Origin of the sequence: Escherichia sp. MOD1-EC6162, assembly GCF_002965125.1 — a bacterium.
Taxonomy (GTDB): Bacteria; Pseudomonadota; Gammaproteobacteria; order Enterobacterales; family Enterobacteriaceae; genus Escherichia; species Escherichia marmotae.
Genome location: NZ_PTSB01000004.1, coordinates 122,626 through 141,400, shown reverse-complemented (window position 1 = coordinate 141,400; position 18,775 = coordinate 122,626). Strand labels below are relative to the sequence as shown.

The window sequence follows — 18,775 nt, the reverse complement described above, 5'->3', positions numbered from 1 at the left end:
CACCAATTGTAGGCCTGATAAGATGCGCCAGCATCGCGTCAGGCATCGTGCGCCAATTGCCGGATGCGGCGGGAACGCCTTATCCGGCCTACCGATCCGGCACCAATTGTAGGCCTGATAAGATGCGCCGGCATCGCATCAGGCATCGTGCGCCAATTGCCGGATGCGGCGGGAACGCCTTATCCGGCCTACCGATCCGGCACCAATTGTAGGCCTGATAAGATGCGCCGGCATCGCGTCAGGTATCGTGCGCCAATTGCCGGATGCGGCGGGAACGCCTTATCCGGCCTACCGATCCGGCACCAATTGTAGGCCTGATAAGATGCGTCAAGCATCGCATCAGGCACAAATGCCTACGACGACAACGAAATACAGGTTCCCGCCTCGCCCGCCAGCGTCTCTTCAATTCGCGATAACGCACCAATCCACGCGGGTTTACCACGGCTTCTGACATAACCACTCACCGCCGTCACCTTCGGCCCCATCGAACCATCGGCTTTGGCAAATGGCGCTAACTCATCCGGTGTGGCATGGCGAATGGCGCGTTGCTGTGGCGTTCCCCAGTTTTCATATACCGCATCAGCATCGGTGAGGATCACCAGCCCATCGGCATTAATCTGCCTGGCGAGCAACGCAGCGGCGAGATCTTTATCAATCACCGCTTCACTCCCAGCTCCGTCATCCGTCACCGGAACACCGCCGCCGCCACTACAAATCACCACATGCCCCTCTTTGAGCAACAACTCAATGGCTTCGCTGTCGAGAATTTTACGCGGTTGTGGAGATGCCACCACCCGGCGCAAGTATTTACCGTCGCGTTTCATCTGCCAGCCATATGCCGTTTCCAGCGACTCTTGCTCTTCCGGCTGATAAACCGGACCGATAAACTTCTCTGGCTGCGAAAATGCCGGATCATCAGGTGAAACTTCAATGCGCGTCAGCACCGTCGTCACCGGTGGCATCTGCGGCTGTGCGCTCAAACTCTGCGCCAGCATATAGCCAATCATCCCCTGGCTTTCCGCCACCAGCACATCCAGCGGATACGGTTCCACCTCTTTCCACGCCAGATTCTGTAACGCCAGCAGCCCCACCTGCGGCCCGTTGCCGTGAACAATCGCCAGCCGATAAGAACGCGCCAGACGTGCCAGCGCGGGTACAGCACTGGCAATATTGCGATATTGATTTTCTGCCGTCAGCGCCTCACCGCGCTGGAGTAAGGCGTTGCCCCCAAGAGCTACAACCAGTGTTTTCATGGTGTTCCTTGTAATAATTGTTGACCAAGCCAGAACCCCAGCAGCGTATCTGCCCCTGACGTATGCCCCAGCGCCAACAGCGAATCAATCACTGCTTCGATACGTTTCGGGCAACTCAGAGCATGAACAAAGTGCAGGAGTGGCGAGGCGAAATAGCCTTGGGCGGCGTAACGCAAATAACTAACGCTCACCGCCGTGGTAACGTGTTGAAGATTGTCGGAACAGGCAAAAAACGGGCGACCGGAGCGCGCATCTAAAGCGCCATAATACCAGGCCGCCAGCAGCATTCCGCTCAGCGTGTCATCATGACTTGGCGTTAATCCCGGACCTTTTCCCAGCCAGTGCCGCCAGTCGGTCTTAACGCCATTGAGTGCGGTCTGAAAACAGTGACGAAACTGGCGCAATTCAGCGGGTAGCGGATCGCTTAGCGCCAACACCAGTGGCCCAAAAAGCCCGGTTTCCTCCGCGCGTTGCATCCATGCAGCGGCAAGCGGTTGAGGATGCGCAGGCGGCGTAATACGTAGCAAACAATAACGCTGTGGCTGTTTAACCGTAAAACGCCCGAGGCAAATCCCTTGAGCCACAACTTGCGGTCGTTCATTGCCACGTAATCCACCGCATAGCGCATCGAATTGCGCGCGGCGAAGCACCCATCCTCCGGGGCCGAAACCACTTCCCTGACGATGCAGCGTTAACAGTTCGCCGCTTTCCGTCAGCAGATTAATCGCCCGCCGCCAGACGCCCGCTAACCGCCAGGACTGGCGATAGTCTGGTGCGCTACGACTGGCAAGCAGAGGATGGATGATCGTCATCGCGCGTTCCTCAACCAATACCCATACTTTCAGCCAGGGCTTCCAGCGCCTGTTCAAAGCAGGCCAGCGGTGCCCGTACAGTGCCTGCCCCAATCTGCCCGATCCCCGCTTCTTTATGGGCGATACCAGTATTGATGAGCGGCGTAATGCCGGTTTCCACAACGCGACGAATATCCAGCCCCAGACATGCGCCCTGGAAATCCCAGCCGGGGATCGGCAACTGCATATTGCGTTCAAGGAAGATTTCCGCCATCTCTTCAGATACCGTTCTTGCAGCCTCCACGCCACCCGCACCGACAAAACGCGTTACGCCTGGGGCGGCGATCATTGCCGCTCCACCGATACCAAAGGTTTCGGTAATCGCGCTATCGCCCATATCCGGATTCGCCTGCTCCTGCGAGAAGCCGGAGAAAAACAGACCTTGTGGAGTGTTAACTGGCGCAGTAAACCAGCGATCGCCCAGACCGCTTACCCGAATCCCAAACATATTGCCGTTGCGGGTCATTGCCGTAACGATGCTGCCCGCACGGATCATCGCGCCTGCATCCATCGCCGCCTTGCAATAGGCCATCGCGAGATTGAGGAAGAACTGATCGGTCACGCTAAGGAAGTCCATCACCTCCGCGATTTGCTGTTTATCGTGATCGAGACGGGCGATTTGCGGTGCCAGCGCACGCATCAACAGTGCTGAGGAAGCAATGTTGCGTTGATGGAACTCATCGCCCATCGTAATGCCCTGCGCCATCATCGTGGTGAGATCGATACCATGCTCCATGCGCCCCAGCGCGGCGTTTAATACTGGCATCAACACATCGCGCATCCAGCGATGGCGAGTCAGAACATCTTCGCCATAGGCACCGAAACGCATCACTTTGCCGATACCTTCGTTGAGGTTGCAATACGCCCGGTTACCGTCGGTCACATTCTCAACCACCAGCATCGGCATACTGGCAGAGGTAATACCGCCCATTGGCCCGACAGCATTCACATGGTGGCAAGGAATGAAGTTCACTTCCCCCTGCTCCAGCATCGCCAAAGCCTGCGCTTCATCTTTTGCCCAGCCTTCAAACAGACATGCGCCCACGCACGCTCCTTTCATTGGCCCGGTCATCTCCTGCCAGCGCATCGGTGGCCCGGCGTGAAGCAGTGTTTTACCCTGATTTAACGCGCTAATGAGTGAAGAAGCCGGTTGCACATCCAGCCAGTGTGGACGAGCGCGACGAATTTGTTCGATAACCGCAGTATTGGCTTGCGCCACTGATGTAAACATGGGAACCCCTTATTGCAAACGTTCTAATAAACGAGCCAGTTTTTTATTGCCGCCAGCGACTGGCACCCATTGGTAATGCACTACCGGTTTGCTGGCACTTTGAAGATCCAGCGCAAAACTGCGTAACCCGGCGTTAATCACAGCGACGTTTTTCAGTAATGATGGAGTGTATTTATGCGTGGCTGGCGAAAGCGGATGAATCAGCGCCGCCGCCAGCAACGTGGCTTCAGGCAGTGAACTGACCACCGCGATCCCCGCATCTTCCAGTGTGGCAATTTGTTGCGAACGGCATTGCGGGTCACGTTCAGTACCCGTCACCGTGGCAATGGCATACAGAGGTTGACTATCTGGACGGGCGTCACAGGCTTGTTGCCATGCGCTTACCAGCGATGCGGCAGGATCGGCAGTCGCACCAAAACCAATCACCACATCGAGTAGCAATACACGCACTTGTGGTTTAGCACCGAGATCGGCAATCAACAGATTACGTAACGTCGGGTCGATCATCGGATGGGGACGCCCGACGGTGTAGAAATCATCGCCCAGATCGAGGATCTGGTGACCATCAGCGTCCAGCATCATGCCGTGATGATGGGCATCGTCGGCTGGCACGCCCAGATGTCCGGCGAGTAATCCCGCCGCTTCGGCTGCCAGCGTACCGCCGGTATACAAGCCGCAAATAAATCCACTGCTGGCCGGAGCTATCGCATTACGTCGCGCTGTAACGCGTGAAAGCAGGCAAGCCAGACGCGCGGCATCATCCAGCGAGGAGGCAAACCACACATTCTCGTCACGAGTCGCCATCGGGGTATAACCTAAAAACAGCGCCACCGTCGGTTTGCCGGTTACTTTCATGGCATTAACAATTTTCAGGCGCACGGCTTCGGCTGGCGGTTTTGAGACAAACGCCAGCACTTCGCTTTTCTCGTCTGCACTGAGCATTTCCAGCGCCGTCAGCGCACTGATGCCACCCACTTCACGGCTGAGATCGCGCCCGCCCAGACCAATTGCGTGGGAGATCCCCTCCCCTGCCAGCGCAATCTGCGAGCACAATTCCTGGATCCCTGTACCAGAAGCGCCAATGACACCAATATTGCCTTCCGGCATCACATTAGCGAAAGCCAGCGGCGTAGAGGCAATCATCGACGTACCGCAATCCGGCCCCATCACCAGCAAGCCTTTTTCCCGCGCATGAGTTTTGAGTTGGATTTCGTCTTCCAGCGTGACGTTATCGGAGAACATCATCACGTTGAGGTTGCGATCCAGCGCCTGATTAGCCAGTTCCGCCGCGTACTCACCCGCCACTGAAATCAGCGCCAGATTAGCGTCGGGTAATTTCTGACAGGCGCTATCCCAGCGGCGCACCTGCGTTAACGCCTGGCTGCTGACCGTCCCCTGCGCCAGTTGCTTTAACGCCTCTTCAAGCTGCTGCATAATCGCCTGCGCGATCCCCGCATCCGCCGCTTCGCTACGAATTGCCACGCAAATATCGTTCGGCGTGGCGTTATTAAAATCGTCATGCCAGAAACCTGTAGTCTCTAATAACGCTTTATTAGCGGGCGTACCCATCATTACGGAAACATCATCAACATTTTCTGATTCGCTGAGTTTTCGTGAAATAATCATTAAACTGACCGAATCCTGAAAACACCCTTTTTTAATAAAGGCGTGGATCATAACAACTCCTTAAAAATTGCACCCATGGCAATTGCACGAGCAGTATTAATGTGTCAATTACGGTATCGTCGGCCGATGGTAAATAAGGTGATAAACATCACACAGAGATTATTAGTAAAATAAATCAAATAACCGCCAGAGCATTACGTGTTATTTTTTAACAAGCGACGTAATTTTAAAAATCAGATTAAAAACAGGCGGATTATCAAATAAATTCTAACTATATTTTTTTGCCTGTCTGGATCACATAATCCAGATATTTTCCCTGTATGTTAATTGCAGTCATGCTTCACACCGTCGTTAAAAAGGAAGACAGATGAAAATCAGTCGGGAAACACTCCACCAGCTAATTGAGAATAAACTCTGCCTGGCTGGGTTAAAACGTGAGCACGCTGCAACCGTTGCTGAAGTATTGGTTTACGCCGATGCCAGAGGGATCCACTCTCATGGCGCGGTACGCGTGGAATACTACGCAGAACGCATTTCAAAAGGCGGCACTAACCGCGAACCGGCATTCCGTCTTGAGGAGACAGGGCCGTGCTCAGCAATTTTACATGCCGACAACGCCGCCGGGCAGGTTGCCGCAAAAATGGCTATGGAACATGCCATCAAAACCGCCCAACAAAATGGCGTTGCCGTGGTCGGCATTAGTCGGATGGGGCACAGCGGTGCAATCTCTTATTTTGTGCAGCAGGCAGCTCACGCCGGATTAATTGGCATTTCGATGTGTCAGTCCGATCCCATGGTGGTGCCATTTGGCGGGGCGGAAATTTACTACGGTACTAACCCGCTGGCCTTTGCCGCGCCGGGAGAAAGTGACGAGATCCTTACCTTTGATATGGCGACTACCGTACAGGCATGGGGGAAAGTACTCGACGCGCGCTCGCGCAATATGTCTATTCCGGAGACCTGGGCGGTCGATAAAAACGGAGCACCAACAGCCGATCCATTCTCGGTTAACGCCCTGCTGCCCGCTGCCGGACCGAAAGGTTATGGCCTGATGATGATGATTGATCTGCTTTCAGGCGTGTTACTCGGTTTACCGTTCGGGCGTCAGGTCAGTTCAATGTATGACGATTTACACGCCGGACGTAATTTGGGGCAATTACATCTGGTAATTAATCCTGACTTTTTCTCCTCCAGCGAATTATTCCGACAACATCTTAGCCAGACCATGTGCGAATTAAATGCCATTACCCCCGCGCCCGGTTTTAGCCAAGTTTATTATCCCGGACAGGATCAAGATATTAAACAACGCAAAGCCGCCGTCGAAGGTATCGAGATTGTTGATGATATTTACCAGTATTTAATTTCCGACGCGCTTTATAACACGTCATATGAAACGAAAAATCCCTTTGCACAATAATAATTGAGACAGGACTTTCCTATGATCACACATTTTCGCCAGGCCATAGAAGAAACGCTGCCCTGGCTTTCCTCTTTTGGCGCAGACCCAACGGGTGGAATGACCCGTTTACTTTATTCGCCGGAATGGCTGGAAACCCAGCAACAATTCAAAAAAAGAATGGCCGTCAGCGGGCTGGAAACACATTTCGACAAAGTGGGGAATTTATACGGCCGCCTGAGCGGCACCGAATACCCACAGGAAGTGGTTCTGAGCGGTTCGCATATCGATACCGTTGTTAACGGCGGTAACCTTGACGGGCAATTCGGCGCACTGGCGGCGTGGCTGGCAATTGACTGGCTGAAAACGCAATACGGCGCGCCGCTGCGTACAGTCGAAGTGGTGGCGATGGCAGAAGAAGAAGGCAGCCGCTTCCCATATGTCTTCTGGGGCAGTAAAAACATTTTCGGTCTGGCGAATCCTGACGATGTGCGGAATATCTGTGATGCCAAAGGCAACAGCTTCCTTGATGCGATGCTCGCCTGCGGATTTGTCCTGCCGAACGCGCCGCTACCACCACGCGAGGACATCAAAGCCTTTGTCGAACTGCATATTGAACAAGGCTGTGTACTGGAAAGTAATGGTCAATCAATTGGCATCGTGAATGCAATTGTCGGGCAACGTCGCTACACGGTGACGCTGAACGGCGAATCAAACCATGCAGGCACCACGCCGATGGGCTATCGTCGTGATACGGTCTACGCGTTCAGTCGCATTTGCAATCAAGCGGTTGAAAAAGCGAAAAAGATGGGCGATCCGCTGGTGCTCACCTTTGGCAAGGTGGAGCCGCGCCCGAATACGGTGAATGTGGTGCCGGGGAAAACCACTTTCACTATTGATTGTCGCCATACTGACGCCGCCGTGTTGCGTGATTTCACCCAACGGTTAGAAAACGACATGCGGGCGATTTGCGATGAAATGGATATCGGTATTGATATCGATTTATGGATGGATGAAGAACCCGTGCCAATGAACAAAGAACTGGTCGCCACCCTGACGGAGCTGTGCAAGAAGGAAGCCCTGAACTATCGGGTAATGCACAGCGGTGCCGGACACGACGCGCAAATTTTCGCGCCTCGCGTGCCGACCTGCATGATTTTCATTCCCAGCATTAACGGGATCAGCCATAACCCGGCGGAACGCACCAATATTAACGACCTTGCCGAAGGGGTCAAAACGTTGGCACTCATGCTTTATCAACTTGCCTGGCAGAAATAAGGAGTCATAAATGGGATATTTAAATAACGTCACGGGTTACCGCGATGATTTACTGGCTAACCGCGCGATTGTGAAACACGGTAATTTCGCACTGTTAACCCCAGACGGCCTGGTGAAAAATATTATTCCGGGCTTTGAAAATTGTGACTCGACGATCCTGTCTACACCAAAGCTGGGCGCTACGTTTGTCGATTATCTGGTCACGCTGCATCAAAACGGCGGTAATCAGCAGGGTTTCGGCGGCGATGGGATAGAAACTTTCCTGTATGTGATTTCTGGAAATATCACTGCCGAAGCTGAAGGGAAAAAATTTGACTTAAGCGAAGGTGGGTATCTGTATTGCCCGCCAGGTTCCTTAATGACGTTTGTTAATTCCCAGACCGAAGACAGCCAAATCTTCTTATATAAGCGCCGTTATATTCCGGTAGAAGGCCATGCGCCGTGGCTGGTTTCTGGCAATGCAAATGAACTGGAACGTATTCACTATGAAGGTATGGACGATGTGATCCTGCTGGACTTCCTGCCAAAAGAGTTAGGCTTTGATATGAACATGCATATCCTCTCTTTTGCGCCAGGTGCCAGCCACGGTTATATCGAAACCCACGTTCAGGAACACGGTGCCTATATTCTTTCCGGTCAGGGGGTTTATAACCTCGACAATAACTGGATCCCAGTGAAAAAAGGCGATTACATCTTTATGGGCGCATATTCCTTGCAAGCCGGTTATGGCGTAGGGCGCGGTGAAGCGTTTAGTTATATTTATTCGAAAGATTGCAACCGCGACGTTGAGATTTAATTAATACCACTCTCGCTGAGATTTTTATTTTAGCTATGTTGGATTTCGCCACGGTTTATACCGTGGCTTTTTTTTCGCAACATTACCTGATGCGCTTCACTTATCAGGCCTACATGATAATTTTCGCGATTTCCAGGACGGAACCGGCATACACAACACGCACGTTGTCAGTAATCTGAACGGATGCGATATGAACCGCATCCACTTTATTAAGGTAAGAATCAGAGTTTAATTCCCTGACCTATTTTAATGGCACAGGCAATATTCCGCGCGCTGTTAAAGAGATTGGTTTCACCACTGGCAAGCACTTCGGCTAAAGGTGCCAGCCGCGGCAGTATACTGAAAACAGCGTCGATACCATATTGATGCACCACTTCCACGCCATCACCCAATACGCCAGCAATCCCAATCACCGGGACATTTAATTTCTTCGCCACTGACGCCACACCCAGCGGCGCTTTACCGCCTGCCGTTTGTGAGTCAATGCGCCCCTCACCGGTGATCACCAGCGCCGCACCTTGCACCGCCTGCGCAAGATTGACCGCATTTAACACAATATCAATACCCGGTTTGATATCCGCATTGAGAAACACTGCCGCCGCAATGCCCATTCCGCCCGCTGCGCCGCCACCTGCCATCTGGCAGACGTTAATTTCAGTTTGCTGTTGTAAAACACGGGCGTAATTTTGCAGCCCCTGTTCCAGCTCTTCGACCATTTCCGGCGTTGCCCCCTTTTGTGGGCCAAACACCGTAGCCGCACCGCGTGCCCCTACCAGCGGGTTATCGACATCGCACGCGACTTCGATATGGCAGCTCACCAGACGCGGATCGCGCTCCTCTATCTCAATGCTTGCCACACGGGCTAAATTACCGCCATTTGCCGCCAGCACCAGACCATCAGCATCGAGAAAACGCACACCGAGTGCCTGCGCCATGCCCATGCCGCCGTCTACCGTCGCGCTGCCGCCAATGCCGAGAATAATATGACGAATGCTGTTATCAAGCGCATGGCGAATTAACTCACCGGTGCCATAACTTGACGCCAGTAGCGGATTACGCTTTTCAGGTGCGACCAGCATCAGGCCACTTGCCGCCGCCATCTCGATCACCGCCGTTTTCCCATCCCCAGTAATGCCATAAAAAGCATTCACTTTTTCGCCCATCGGTCCACAGACTTCATGCGTCACGATTTTGCCGCCCGTCGCAGCAACCATCGCATCAACCGTCCCCTCTCCACCATCCGCTATCGGCAAACAGATATAGTGCGCATCGGGAAAGAGGGTCGAAAATCCAGCTTTAATTGCCTGACAACATTTTTCTGCACTTAAGCTCTCTTTAAAAGAGTCTGGCGCAATGACAATTTTCATTATTAATCCTTTTTCAACAAATTATTCGATGCGTTCCCACGGAATAAGATTATCCATAAGAACAGCCAGTAAAATTCCGACCAGTAGACCGTTACTGAGTAGAGGACGAAGCGTTAATGGAAGATCTTGCAGATACACAGGCGGTAATGCCATTAAAAATATGCCGACAAATAACGGCAATGCGAGGCGATAAATATTGCGAGCGGTAAAAGTTATTTGCTGGTTAAATACCAGAGCAGAAAAGAGCAGCGGTAGATAAGAAACCAGCATAACCGCGCTACTCACCGGTAATGGAATACTACAGAACAGTCGTGTAAGTGCAGGAATCAGCGCCACCAGCAGACAAATAACGCTGCCATAAATAAACGAGCGTCGCGAGTAATCGCCGGTCTGGGTTAATAAACCAATTGATGAAACAAACGGCGAGAATGGAATTACCGACAACGGTACGGTTATCAAGGTCATAAATCCGGTCACCACAAAGCTGCGACGATAACGCGCATTCCCCGCGCCCTGTTGCGGATAAAAAACATCTGTACCGCGAATCGCACCGTAGGTATTACTGATATTAACCAGACCGGTAATCACCGCCGTCAGAATAATTCCCGGTGACAACGTGCCACCACTGCCGAGCGGGAACCACTGCCAGTGCAACTCACCGGAAAGCGAATGCGAGGACGAAAAGCAAAAATGCCATAACAACCACCCGGTTATCGTGCCGACCAGCAAGCCGTAACGGGCAAAACGTTGCGGCAGAAAGATAATCATCGCCAGCACCAGACACATTACCGCCACCGAGAGCGCGAACGGCGGTAACTGAATTTTAAAATCAGGATCGGCTATGCCAAACGGCAGCCCGAGCATACCTTTAAAAAAGATGCTGGTCAGTTGTGCGCCAAGCATCAGCATAAACAGCACCATCACCGTCGGGGTAAATAACCGCGCCAGGCGATGACCTAAGCCACTAACACCAATCATTATTGTCAGTACGCCGGAGAGCGCAATTCCCACCGCCAGACTGGTGGCGATATCGTTGATCGGTGTACCGCGCGACGCTTCTCCGAGGGTGATGGTGAGGATGGTTCCCCACCACAGGCCCCCCGGCCCTTCCATAATTGCGCGACGATGACCGCAGAATGCCTGAGCAAAGCAGGCCAGCGCGGTAGAGAGAAAAGCATATTGGGTGAGCGTAAGCAGGCTACTTTGCGGCAACTGAAAAGCCGAAAGCAACGTAGGAGGAACCACAACGGTGTTGCAAAAAATAAAGAAAAACCACTGAAACCCTGATAACAGGCTTTCGCGGCTGACTACAAAATTGAACATAAACACACCTTAACCGGAGAATGCCCGCACGCGGCGGGCATTGCAGGGGCCAGATTACTGCTGATGTTTAAGGATAAATTGACCTTTAGGCGCAACAGGGAAGCCCTGTTCGATGTCGTAAATCACATCACCACGTAAGATGGTTTTCGTGATACGCGCGCCAATGGTACGGCCAACATACGGGCTGACTTTGTGGCGATATTCCAAATCGTCATTGGTAAGAACATAGCTGCTATTCGGCTGAATGAAGACGAAGTCGGCATCTTTTCCTGGGGCGATACGACCTTTTTGCTGCAAACCGAAAATATCCGCCGCATTGGTGGCCATTAATTTGCCGAACATGGCCAGAGACATACCACGTTTCTGTACCGCTTCATCGAACATCACGTCCATGCAGCTTTGCAGACCAGCGATACCGCCCCATGCTTTCATGATGTTACCGGCTTTCATTTCAGGAGGGCATGGAGAGTGGTCAGAAACCAGGCAGTCGATTTCACCGTTGAACAGTTTTTCCCACATGCCGTTCTGGTTTTCCAAATCGCGGATCGGCGGTGAACACTTCGCCAGAGTGCCTATTTCTTCAAACTGATCGGTATCCAGCACAAAGTAATGCGGGCAGGATTCACAGGTAACGTCCTGACCTTCCTGACGCGCACGAGTCACTTCTTCAACACCTTCCGGGCTGCTGATGTGGCAAACGTGCAGACGGCAACCGGCAACTTTTGCCAGATACAGTACGCGGCGAATCGCTTCCACTTCCGTAAATACCGGGCGCGAAGCGACATAGTCATGCGCGGTTACGCGGCCTTCACGCTTCGCCTCTTCGCCCAGTTCGTCACAGATCAGCGCGTTTTCGCAGTGCACCAGCACCGGCTGACCCAGTTCGCCCAGCTTCTGCGCGCCTTTGAAGAACTGCCAGTCATTGACGTCACGGAAGTCATTGTCGATACCGCGATCGCCACAGGTTGCGACGAAGCATTTGAAGCCGACAACGCCCACTTCATCCAGCTCATGCAGACGGTCGATGTTGTAAGACACCAGGCCACCGAGTTGTGCCGCATCGATAGTCAGCTTGCCTTTAGCGGCATCAAACTTCAGTTCAATAGAAGCGCGGTCAACGGTAGCTGGCAACTGGTTGAGCGGCATTTCGATCATGGTGGTAATACCGCCTTTTGCCGCTGCGCGAGTGCCGGTTTCATAACCTTCCCAGTGGCTGCGACCTGGCTCAGAAATATGGGTGTGCGCATCAACCATGCCCGGAGAGACCACCAGACCAGACGCATCCATAATTTCTTTTGCATCGCCCAGCTCCTGACCGATAGCGGCAATTTTTCCGCCTTTAACGGCGATATCTACAACGCGAGCTTCATTTTCTAAAATGACAGTGCCGTTTTTAATAATTAAATCAAAAGACATAACAAACTCCTTGTAAAATACAGATTGTTTTTTTAACTCAATGTTCAATATCGGGATTAATTAACCTGTGACTTTTTGTTCTCCTGTTTTTTCTATTGCTGTGCGTTTTTTTAATAAAGCGTAAGCCGCAAAGGCGACGATAACGCCGACAAACCATGAAATTCGAGATAATGGTTCCATGACCGGAATAAATTTACCGCCGAGAGATAAAATAACCGCCACCAAAGTTACTGAGAACGCGGTAAGGTTAAAGCCGTTATCGTAGTATTTAAAATCACCGGATGCGGTATATAATTCATCAAGATTAATTTGCCCACGCATGACCACGAAATAGTGAGCCATCATCACACCAATTACCGGCCCCAGCATTCCGCCGATAATATCGAGGAACAGATAAATACTGTCCTGATTTTCCATTAATTTCCACGGGCAGATCAGCAGGCTGATAATACTGGCAATCAGTACGCCGTTTTTATAGGTCAGTTTCGTCGGTGCAATAGCAGCAATCTGATAACCGGCCGGAATAATATTACCGGTAGCGTTAGTCGAAATGGTCGTCATCAGAATAACCAGTACCGCAAAGAATGAGGCGAACAGGCTGTCCCAACGTTGAACAATATCCAGCACGTTCCAGGTATCAGCGCCGTAATGAATACTGGCTCCGGCAATAATACTTACCCCAGCAACCGCAAACAGAATATAGGCCACGACCAGACCCAGCGTTTGCCCCAGCGCCTGCTCACGAAACGAGTGGGCGTTTTGCGTAAAGTCGGATGCGCTTACCGCCGGTGCTGCCCAGACTGCAACCACCGCGTTTATCACCACCAGGAACAGGAAACCACTGTTTTCTGCTTTCTGTACACCACTGGGGATGTAGTCGAGGATTGGACCGATCCCAACCAACGAAATCGCCCAAATCGCCATGCCACCGAAAACGATATAGATGCACGGGTTAAGAATGGCGGTGAATTTATTTAAAACTTTGCCGCCACCGAAGCCAATTCCAACGTTAACCAGCCAAAAAAACAAGAAGGTAATCAGGCCGGGTAGAGAAAGTCCTAACAGAGTGAAATCACCACCGAGAGTTAAAAACCCCGGCCAGATTTTGCCAATCAGGATCAAGCAGGCCAGTGACCCCGCGTAGCATTGCAGGCCAAACCACATGATAGCGGCAATACCACCTCTTAATAATCCGGGAAACAGTGCGCCACGTACACCGTAAGAAGCACGCAGGATCATGGCAAATGGTACGCCGTATTTACTGCCCGCCGCACCGTTTAATACCATTACCGCTGCAATAAAAAAGGCACTAAGGATAATTGCCAGCATAATACTAAAGGTAGACAAGCCGAGAATAAAAAAGCCACCTACCATTACGTAGTTGGGAACGTTATGTACCGACCCCATCCATAAGGTAAAATAGTTAAATGTTTTCCAGGTCCGCTGGTTTTGCGTTTTCGGTAATAGATCTTCGCTATAGCCACGTTGCTGGAATAGTTTTCTCTGATGTTCCATAAATCCCTCTTAATTTCACGTATTGAATAACGCTGTTTTAATCTAGCTATGAGGAACTAATAAAATAAAAAATAGATTTAATACTGAAGCAACATCGTTGGCTGCTTTCTTTTTTACTGCAGGCCGAATCAATTATTTGATATCGGCCATTATTTATTGCGGGCATCGTAGCTTCATCAGCCATGATGCTCATTTATCAGGCCAGTTTATGATTCGCCATTAATTCCAGCGCCTGCACTAACGCAGAGTGATCCAACTGGCTGCCGCCGTTTGCTGCACAGGTATTAAATAATTCCTGGCAGGTCGCGGTGTTTGGCAGATTCAGCGCCAGCGCTTTCGCACTTTGTAGCGCCAGGTTGAGATCTTTCTGGTGCAGAGCGATTTTGAAGCCCGGATTAAAGGTGCGTTTAATCATACGCTCTCCGTGAACTTCCAGAATGCGCGAGGAGGCAAAGCCGCCCATCAACGCCTGACGCACACGCACAGGATCAGCACCGGCTTTCGAAGCAAACAACAGGGCTTCAGAAACCGCTTCAATATTGAGCGCCACGATAATCTGGTTCGCCACTTTGCAGGTTTGACCGTCGCCGTTACCGCCCACGAGGGTGATATTTTTACCGAGCAGTTCAAACAGCGGTTTCACGCGTTCAAATACCGCTTCGTCACCGCCAACCATAATTGACAACGTCCCTTCACGCGCGCCAATTTCACCGCCGGAAACGGGCGCATCGAGATAATCACCACCCAGTTCATTTACCTGACGAGCAAAACGTTTAGTTTCAATCGGTGAAATAGAACTCATATCAACAATGGTTTTGCCCTTCAGCGCAGCTTTAGTACAGCCATTGTCACCAAACAGAACCTCTTCAACGTGCGGCGTATCCGGCACCATAATAAAAATGATGTCGGCAGCGTCCGTTACCTGGCGCGCGGTTTCGACATTAACGGCACCGAGTGACAGTAATTCATCAGCAACCGGTCCAATGGTCGTGACATGTAATTGATGACCGGCACGCGCCAGATTAATGGCCATCGGGGTGCCCATAATGCCTAAGCCAATAAATCCCAGTTTCATAATTAACCTCTTTTAAATGTCGCCATTCCTGAATTCAGACAACACGATCCCCTGCCGATGTTGCGGCCTAAAAAAGCATTGTCTGAACAGCGTTACGTTTTAACGGTACGGTTCCATCCAGCGTAAACCGGCTTCCGTAGTGGTTTGGGGTTTATATTCACACCCAACCCAACCGTTGTAGTCAGAATTTTCAATTACCGTAAAGAGATAATCGTAATTAATTTCTCCGGTTCCTGGTTCGCCGCGATGTGGATTATCAGCGATTTGCAGATGACCAATTTTATCGGCCCATTGGGTTATGGTATTGGTTAATTCACCTTCCATCCGTTGCATATGATAAATGTCATACTGGATTTTTACATTGCAGCAGCCAACATCTTCAATCAGTTTCAGTGCCTGCTGAGTTCCGGTGAGATGAAAACCAGGAATATCGAAATGGTTGATTGGCTCAATCAATAATAAAATATCTTCTTTCATCAGCATATTCGCGGCATAACGCAGATTTTCCACAAGCGTTGCGTGAATCTGTTCACTGCTGAAGCCTGCTGGTGTTTTCCCGACCAGACAGTTAACTTTTTTATTACCCAGCGCACGGGCATAACGAATCGCTGCTGCTACGCCATCACGAAACTCTTCTTCACGCCCTGGAATACAGGCAATACCCCGCTCGCCTGCCGCCCAGTCACCCGCCGGTAAATTATGCAGCGTATGTTCAAGTTTATTACTCGCCAGTACCTGTTTTAATTCTTCAATGTCATAGTCATAAGGAAACATAAATTCAACACCGCGAAAACCACACTGAGCGGCTTTCTCAAAACGGCTGAGAAAATCATATTCGCCAAATAACATCGATAAATTAGCAGAGAAACGTAACATTATTTATCTCCCTTATTCATAGTGCATGAAACAGGTTTCCGTCGGTGCGTCCACTGCGTTATCCGCAATATCTTCAAATTCCATGACGTTATCCAGTTCACTGCCCATCGAAATATTAGTCACACGCTCCAGCATAATTTCCACTACCACCGGAACACGGTACTGATTCATTAAAGCTTTCGCCTGTTCAAAGGCCGGAGAAATATCTTCCGGTTTGAAGACGCGAATGGCTTTACAACCCAAACCTTCCGCCACTTTTACGTGGTCAACGCCGTAACCGTTCACATCACTGGAGTTAATATTTTCGAACGCGAGCTGTACGCAGTAATCCATATCAAATGCACGCTGCGACTGGCGAATCAGACCGAGATAGGCGTTATTGACCAGCACATGGATGTACGGAATGTTGAACTGTGCGCCAACGGCTAACTCTTCAATCAGGAACTGGAAGTCGAAGTCTCCGGAAATCGCCACCACATTACGCTCTGGATCAGCCGCACACACGCCCAGCGCCGCCGGAATGGTCCAGCCCAGCGGGCCTGCCTGACCACAGTTGATCCAGTGACGGTCTTTAAAGACATGCAGCATTTGTGCAGCGGCAATTTGCGACAGACCAATAGTGGTGACATAGCAAACATCGCGTCCAAAGGCTTTGTTCATCTCTTCATACACGCGCTGCGGTTTCACCGGCACGTTATCGAAGTGGGTTTTGCGCAGCAGAGTGCGTTTGCGCTGCTGGCACTCTGCAACCCACTCTTTACGACAAGGCAGACGCCCGGCTTTTTGCATCTCCTGCGCCACTTCAACCAGCAGCATCAGCGCCGCTTTAGCGTCAGAGACAATACCCAGATCCGGACACAGCACGCGGCCAATTTGTGTCGGCTCAATATCGATGTGGACGATTTTGCGCCCTTCGGTGTATTTCTCTACCGAACCGGTATGACGGTTGGCAAAACGGTTACCAATACCAAACACCATGTCGGACGCCAGCAACGTTGCGTTACCGTAGCGATGCGCGGTTTGCAGCCCCACCATCCCGGCCATCAGTTCGTGATCGTCCGGAATACAGCCCCAGCCCATCAGCGTTGGGATCACCGGAACACTGGTCAGTTCAGCAAACTGTTGTAACAGCGCCGCGGCATCGGCGTTGATTACCCCGCCCCCGGCAACAATCACCGGACGTTCGGCCTGAATTAACATTTCTACCGCTTTTTCGATCTGCATACGGCTGGCAGCAGGTTTGTAGGCCGGCAGCGATTCGTACATGTCAGGATCAAACTCGATTTCCGCAACCTGAACGTCGAACGGTAAATCCACCAGTACCGGCCCCGGACGACCAGAACGCATCAGGTGAAATGCCTGTTGCAGCACACGAGGCACCAGCGCCGCTTCACGTACAGTAACCGCCATTTTACTGACCGGTTTGGCGATAGCTTCGATATCCACCGCCTGGAAATCTTCTTTATGCAGACGAGCGCGCGGAGCCTGACCGGTAATGCACAAAATAGGAATGGAATCAGCAGAAGCAGAATAGAGCGCGGTGATCATATCAGTGCCCGCCGGACCGGAAGTCCCCAAACAAACGCCGATATTCCCTGCCGTTGCGCGGGTATAGCCTTCAGCCATGTGCGACGCACCTTCTACGTGACGCGCCAGGATGTGACGAATACCGCCGTGCTTACGCATCGCTGAATAGAAAGGGTTGATTGCTGCTCCCGGAACGCCGAAGGCGGTGGTGATACCTTCTTTCTCCAGCACATACATTGCCGCGTCAACGGCTCTCATTTTTGCCATTTTATTCCTACCTCTATTAATTGGAAAAATTTTCCAACTTTCATTTTTTGTCAAAAAAACCCGCTCCGCAGAGCGGGATGCGACAGACACTATGGATGTGCTTTCAGTCCCAACGCCGTACTAATATCGCGGGCGGTGTCTCTGACCAGCTCACCCTGGCTGACAAAACGATCTTCTGTCAGTCGTGATGAAGGCCCGGAGATAGAGATAGCGGCAACAACACTACCTACATCGTCGTAAATTGCTGAAGCTATGCAATTCAGGCCTACAACATGCTCTTCTTTATCTACGGTATAGCCCAGTTCACGCGCTTGTTCCAGGTCCTTCAGCAAGGTGGGCATATCCACAAGCGTCGTTGGCGTAAACTGCTGCAAACCGGTTTGCAGGATGATGCTCATCAGCTCCTCTTCCGCCAGCGGATAAAGCAGCGCCTTGCCTGCGCCGGAAGCATGTAACGGCAGACGACTGCCCAGCGGCGCGCACATCCTGACCATCGATTTACACTCTAACTGACCAATTAAAACCGCTTCATTGCCGTTACGAATTGCGACATTGACCGTCTCGCCGGAAAGCAACATCAGGCGGCGCATAAACGGCCCGGCAACGGAGAGGACATCGCGGTTATGGATGTACGCCGCGCCGACGTTAAAGACACCTAATCCTATATGCCACCAGCCTAACTGACTGTCCTGATAGACAAAATCCGCTGCCTGTAAAACCTTCAGCAAGCGAAAGGTCGTTGAGAGCGGCAAATCCAGATTGAGAGAAATATCGCTAACCGATGAACTTCCCCCACTTTTTTCCAGATATTGCAGGATCGCAATTCCCCGTTCTAACGCCTGTGCGCCCTTCTGTGCCACAGGCTCTGCCTGTCCTGGCCTGCCGCGCCGTCTAACTTCCGTCATACCTACGTTAACTCCGACCTACAAGTGAGCATAAACAATGAACAATTAGTTTATCTTATGCAAGTCGGTTCCA

General features: G+C 51.4%; 15 protein-coding genes. 3 read left to right on the top strand and 12 right to left on the bottom strand.

The genetic code is table 11. The features are described 5' to 3' along the window. Positions 1 to 353: 353 nt before the first annotated feature. Genes A9587_RS05395 through A9587_RS05380 form a run of 4 tightly spaced genes read right to left on the bottom strand, consistent with a single transcriptional unit; the run spans position 354 to position 5,012 of the window. Positions 354 to 1,253, bottom strand: coding sequence for a carbamate kinase (locus A9587_RS05395; RefSeq protein WP_000855393.1), 900 nt, complete (start codon positions 1,251 to 1,253; stop codon positions 354 to 356). Further along, entirely contained in the window at positions 1,250 to 2,065 is an 816-nt protein-coding gene (locus A9587_RS05390) for a DUF2877 domain-containing protein (protein ID WP_105263978.1), read from the bottom strand. Before A9587_RS05390 ends, A9587_RS05395 begins: the two co-directional genes overlap by 4 nt. Before the next feature lie 10 nt (positions 2,066 to 2,075). Then, positions 2,076 to 3,335, bottom strand: coding sequence for a DUF1116 domain-containing protein (locus A9587_RS05385; protein WP_085448756.1), 1,260 nt, complete (start codon positions 3,333 to 3,335; stop codon positions 2,076 to 2,078). A gap of 9 nt (positions 3,336 to 3,344) precedes the next feature. After that, positions 3,345 to 5,012: an acyl-CoA synthetase FdrA gene (locus A9587_RS05380; protein WP_105263977.1), complete on the bottom strand. Its 1,668-nt coding sequence runs from the start codon at positions 5,010 to 5,012 to the stop codon at positions 3,345 to 3,347. Between the two features lie 316 nt (positions 5,013 to 5,328). Here A9587_RS05380 and allD point away from each other — a divergent pair, with 316 nt between their 5' ends. The 3 genes from allD to allE are packed head-to-tail and all read left to right on the top strand — an operon-like array spanning position 5,329 to position 8,431. After that, positions 5,329 to 6,378 (top strand): ureidoglycolate dehydrogenase, encoded by a 1,050-nt coding sequence (gene allD / locus A9587_RS05375; RefSeq protein WP_001515927.1) that lies wholly within the window; start codon positions 5,329 to 5,331, stop codon positions 6,376 to 6,378. Between the two features lie 21 nt (positions 6,379 to 6,399). Then, positions 6,400 to 7,635 (top strand): allantoate deiminase, encoded by a 1,236-nt coding sequence (allC, locus tag A9587_RS05370; RefSeq protein WP_001515926.1) that lies wholly within the window; start codon positions 6,400 to 6,402, stop codon positions 7,633 to 7,635. A gap of 10 nt (positions 7,636 to 7,645) precedes the next feature. Continuing rightward, positions 7,646 to 8,431 (top strand): (S)-ureidoglycine aminohydrolase, encoded by a 786-nt coding sequence (gene allE / locus A9587_RS05365; protein ID WP_000540973.1) that lies wholly within the window; start codon positions 7,646 to 7,648, stop codon positions 8,429 to 8,431. A gap of 221 nt (positions 8,432 to 8,652) precedes the next feature. Here allE and glxK read toward each other — a convergent pair whose 3' ends face one another. The 8 genes from glxK to allR all read right to left on the bottom strand — a co-directional run bounded on the left by glxK (position 8,653) and on the right by allR (position 18,702). Continuing rightward, positions 8,653 to 9,798, bottom strand: a complete 1,146-nt coding sequence (glxK, locus tag A9587_RS05360) for a glycerate 3-kinase (protein WP_001515924.1) — start codon at positions 9,796 to 9,798, stop codon at positions 8,653 to 8,655. 21 nt (positions 9,799 to 9,819) lie between these two features. Then, positions 9,820 to 11,121, bottom strand: a complete 1,302-nt coding sequence (locus A9587_RS05355; RefSeq protein ID WP_105263976.1) for a uracil/xanthine transporter — start codon at positions 11,119 to 11,121, stop codon at positions 9,820 to 9,822. A 54-nt stretch (positions 11,122 to 11,175) separates the two neighbouring features. Next, entirely contained in the window at positions 11,176 to 12,537 is a 1,362-nt protein-coding gene (gene allB / locus A9587_RS05350; RefSeq protein WP_000006909.1) for an allantoinase AllB, read from the bottom strand. A 60-nt stretch (positions 12,538 to 12,597) separates the two neighbouring features. Further along, positions 12,598 to 14,052, bottom strand: a complete 1,455-nt coding sequence (locus A9587_RS05345) for an allantoin transporter (protein ID WP_105225100.1) — start codon at positions 14,050 to 14,052, stop codon at positions 12,598 to 12,600. A gap of 196 nt (positions 14,053 to 14,248) precedes the next feature. Continuing rightward, entirely contained in the window at positions 14,249 to 15,127 is an 879-nt protein-coding gene (gene glxR / locus A9587_RS05340) for a 2-hydroxy-3-oxopropionate reductase (protein WP_016248432.1), read from the bottom strand. A 99-nt stretch (positions 15,128 to 15,226) separates the two neighbouring features. Then, positions 15,227 to 16,003 carry a hydroxypyruvate isomerase gene (gene hyi / locus A9587_RS05335; protein ID WP_000943579.1) on the bottom strand — a complete coding sequence of 259 codons (777 nt, stop codon included), beginning with the start codon at positions 16,001 to 16,003 and terminating at the stop codon, positions 15,227 to 15,229. 12 nt (positions 16,004 to 16,015) lie between these two features. Further along, positions 16,016 to 17,797 carry a glyoxylate carboligase gene (gene gcl, locus A9587_RS05330; RefSeq protein ID WP_105263975.1) on the bottom strand — a complete coding sequence of 594 codons (1,782 nt, stop codon included), beginning with the start codon at positions 17,795 to 17,797 and terminating at the stop codon, positions 16,016 to 16,018. Positions 17,798 to 17,886: 89 nt separating this feature from the next. Continuing rightward, positions 17,887 to 18,702: an HTH-type transcriptional repressor AllR gene (gene allR / locus A9587_RS05325; RefSeq protein WP_000141275.1), complete on the bottom strand. Its 816-nt coding sequence runs from the start codon at positions 18,700 to 18,702 to the stop codon at positions 17,887 to 17,889. Between the last annotated feature and the right edge of the window lie 73 nt (positions 18,703 to 18,775).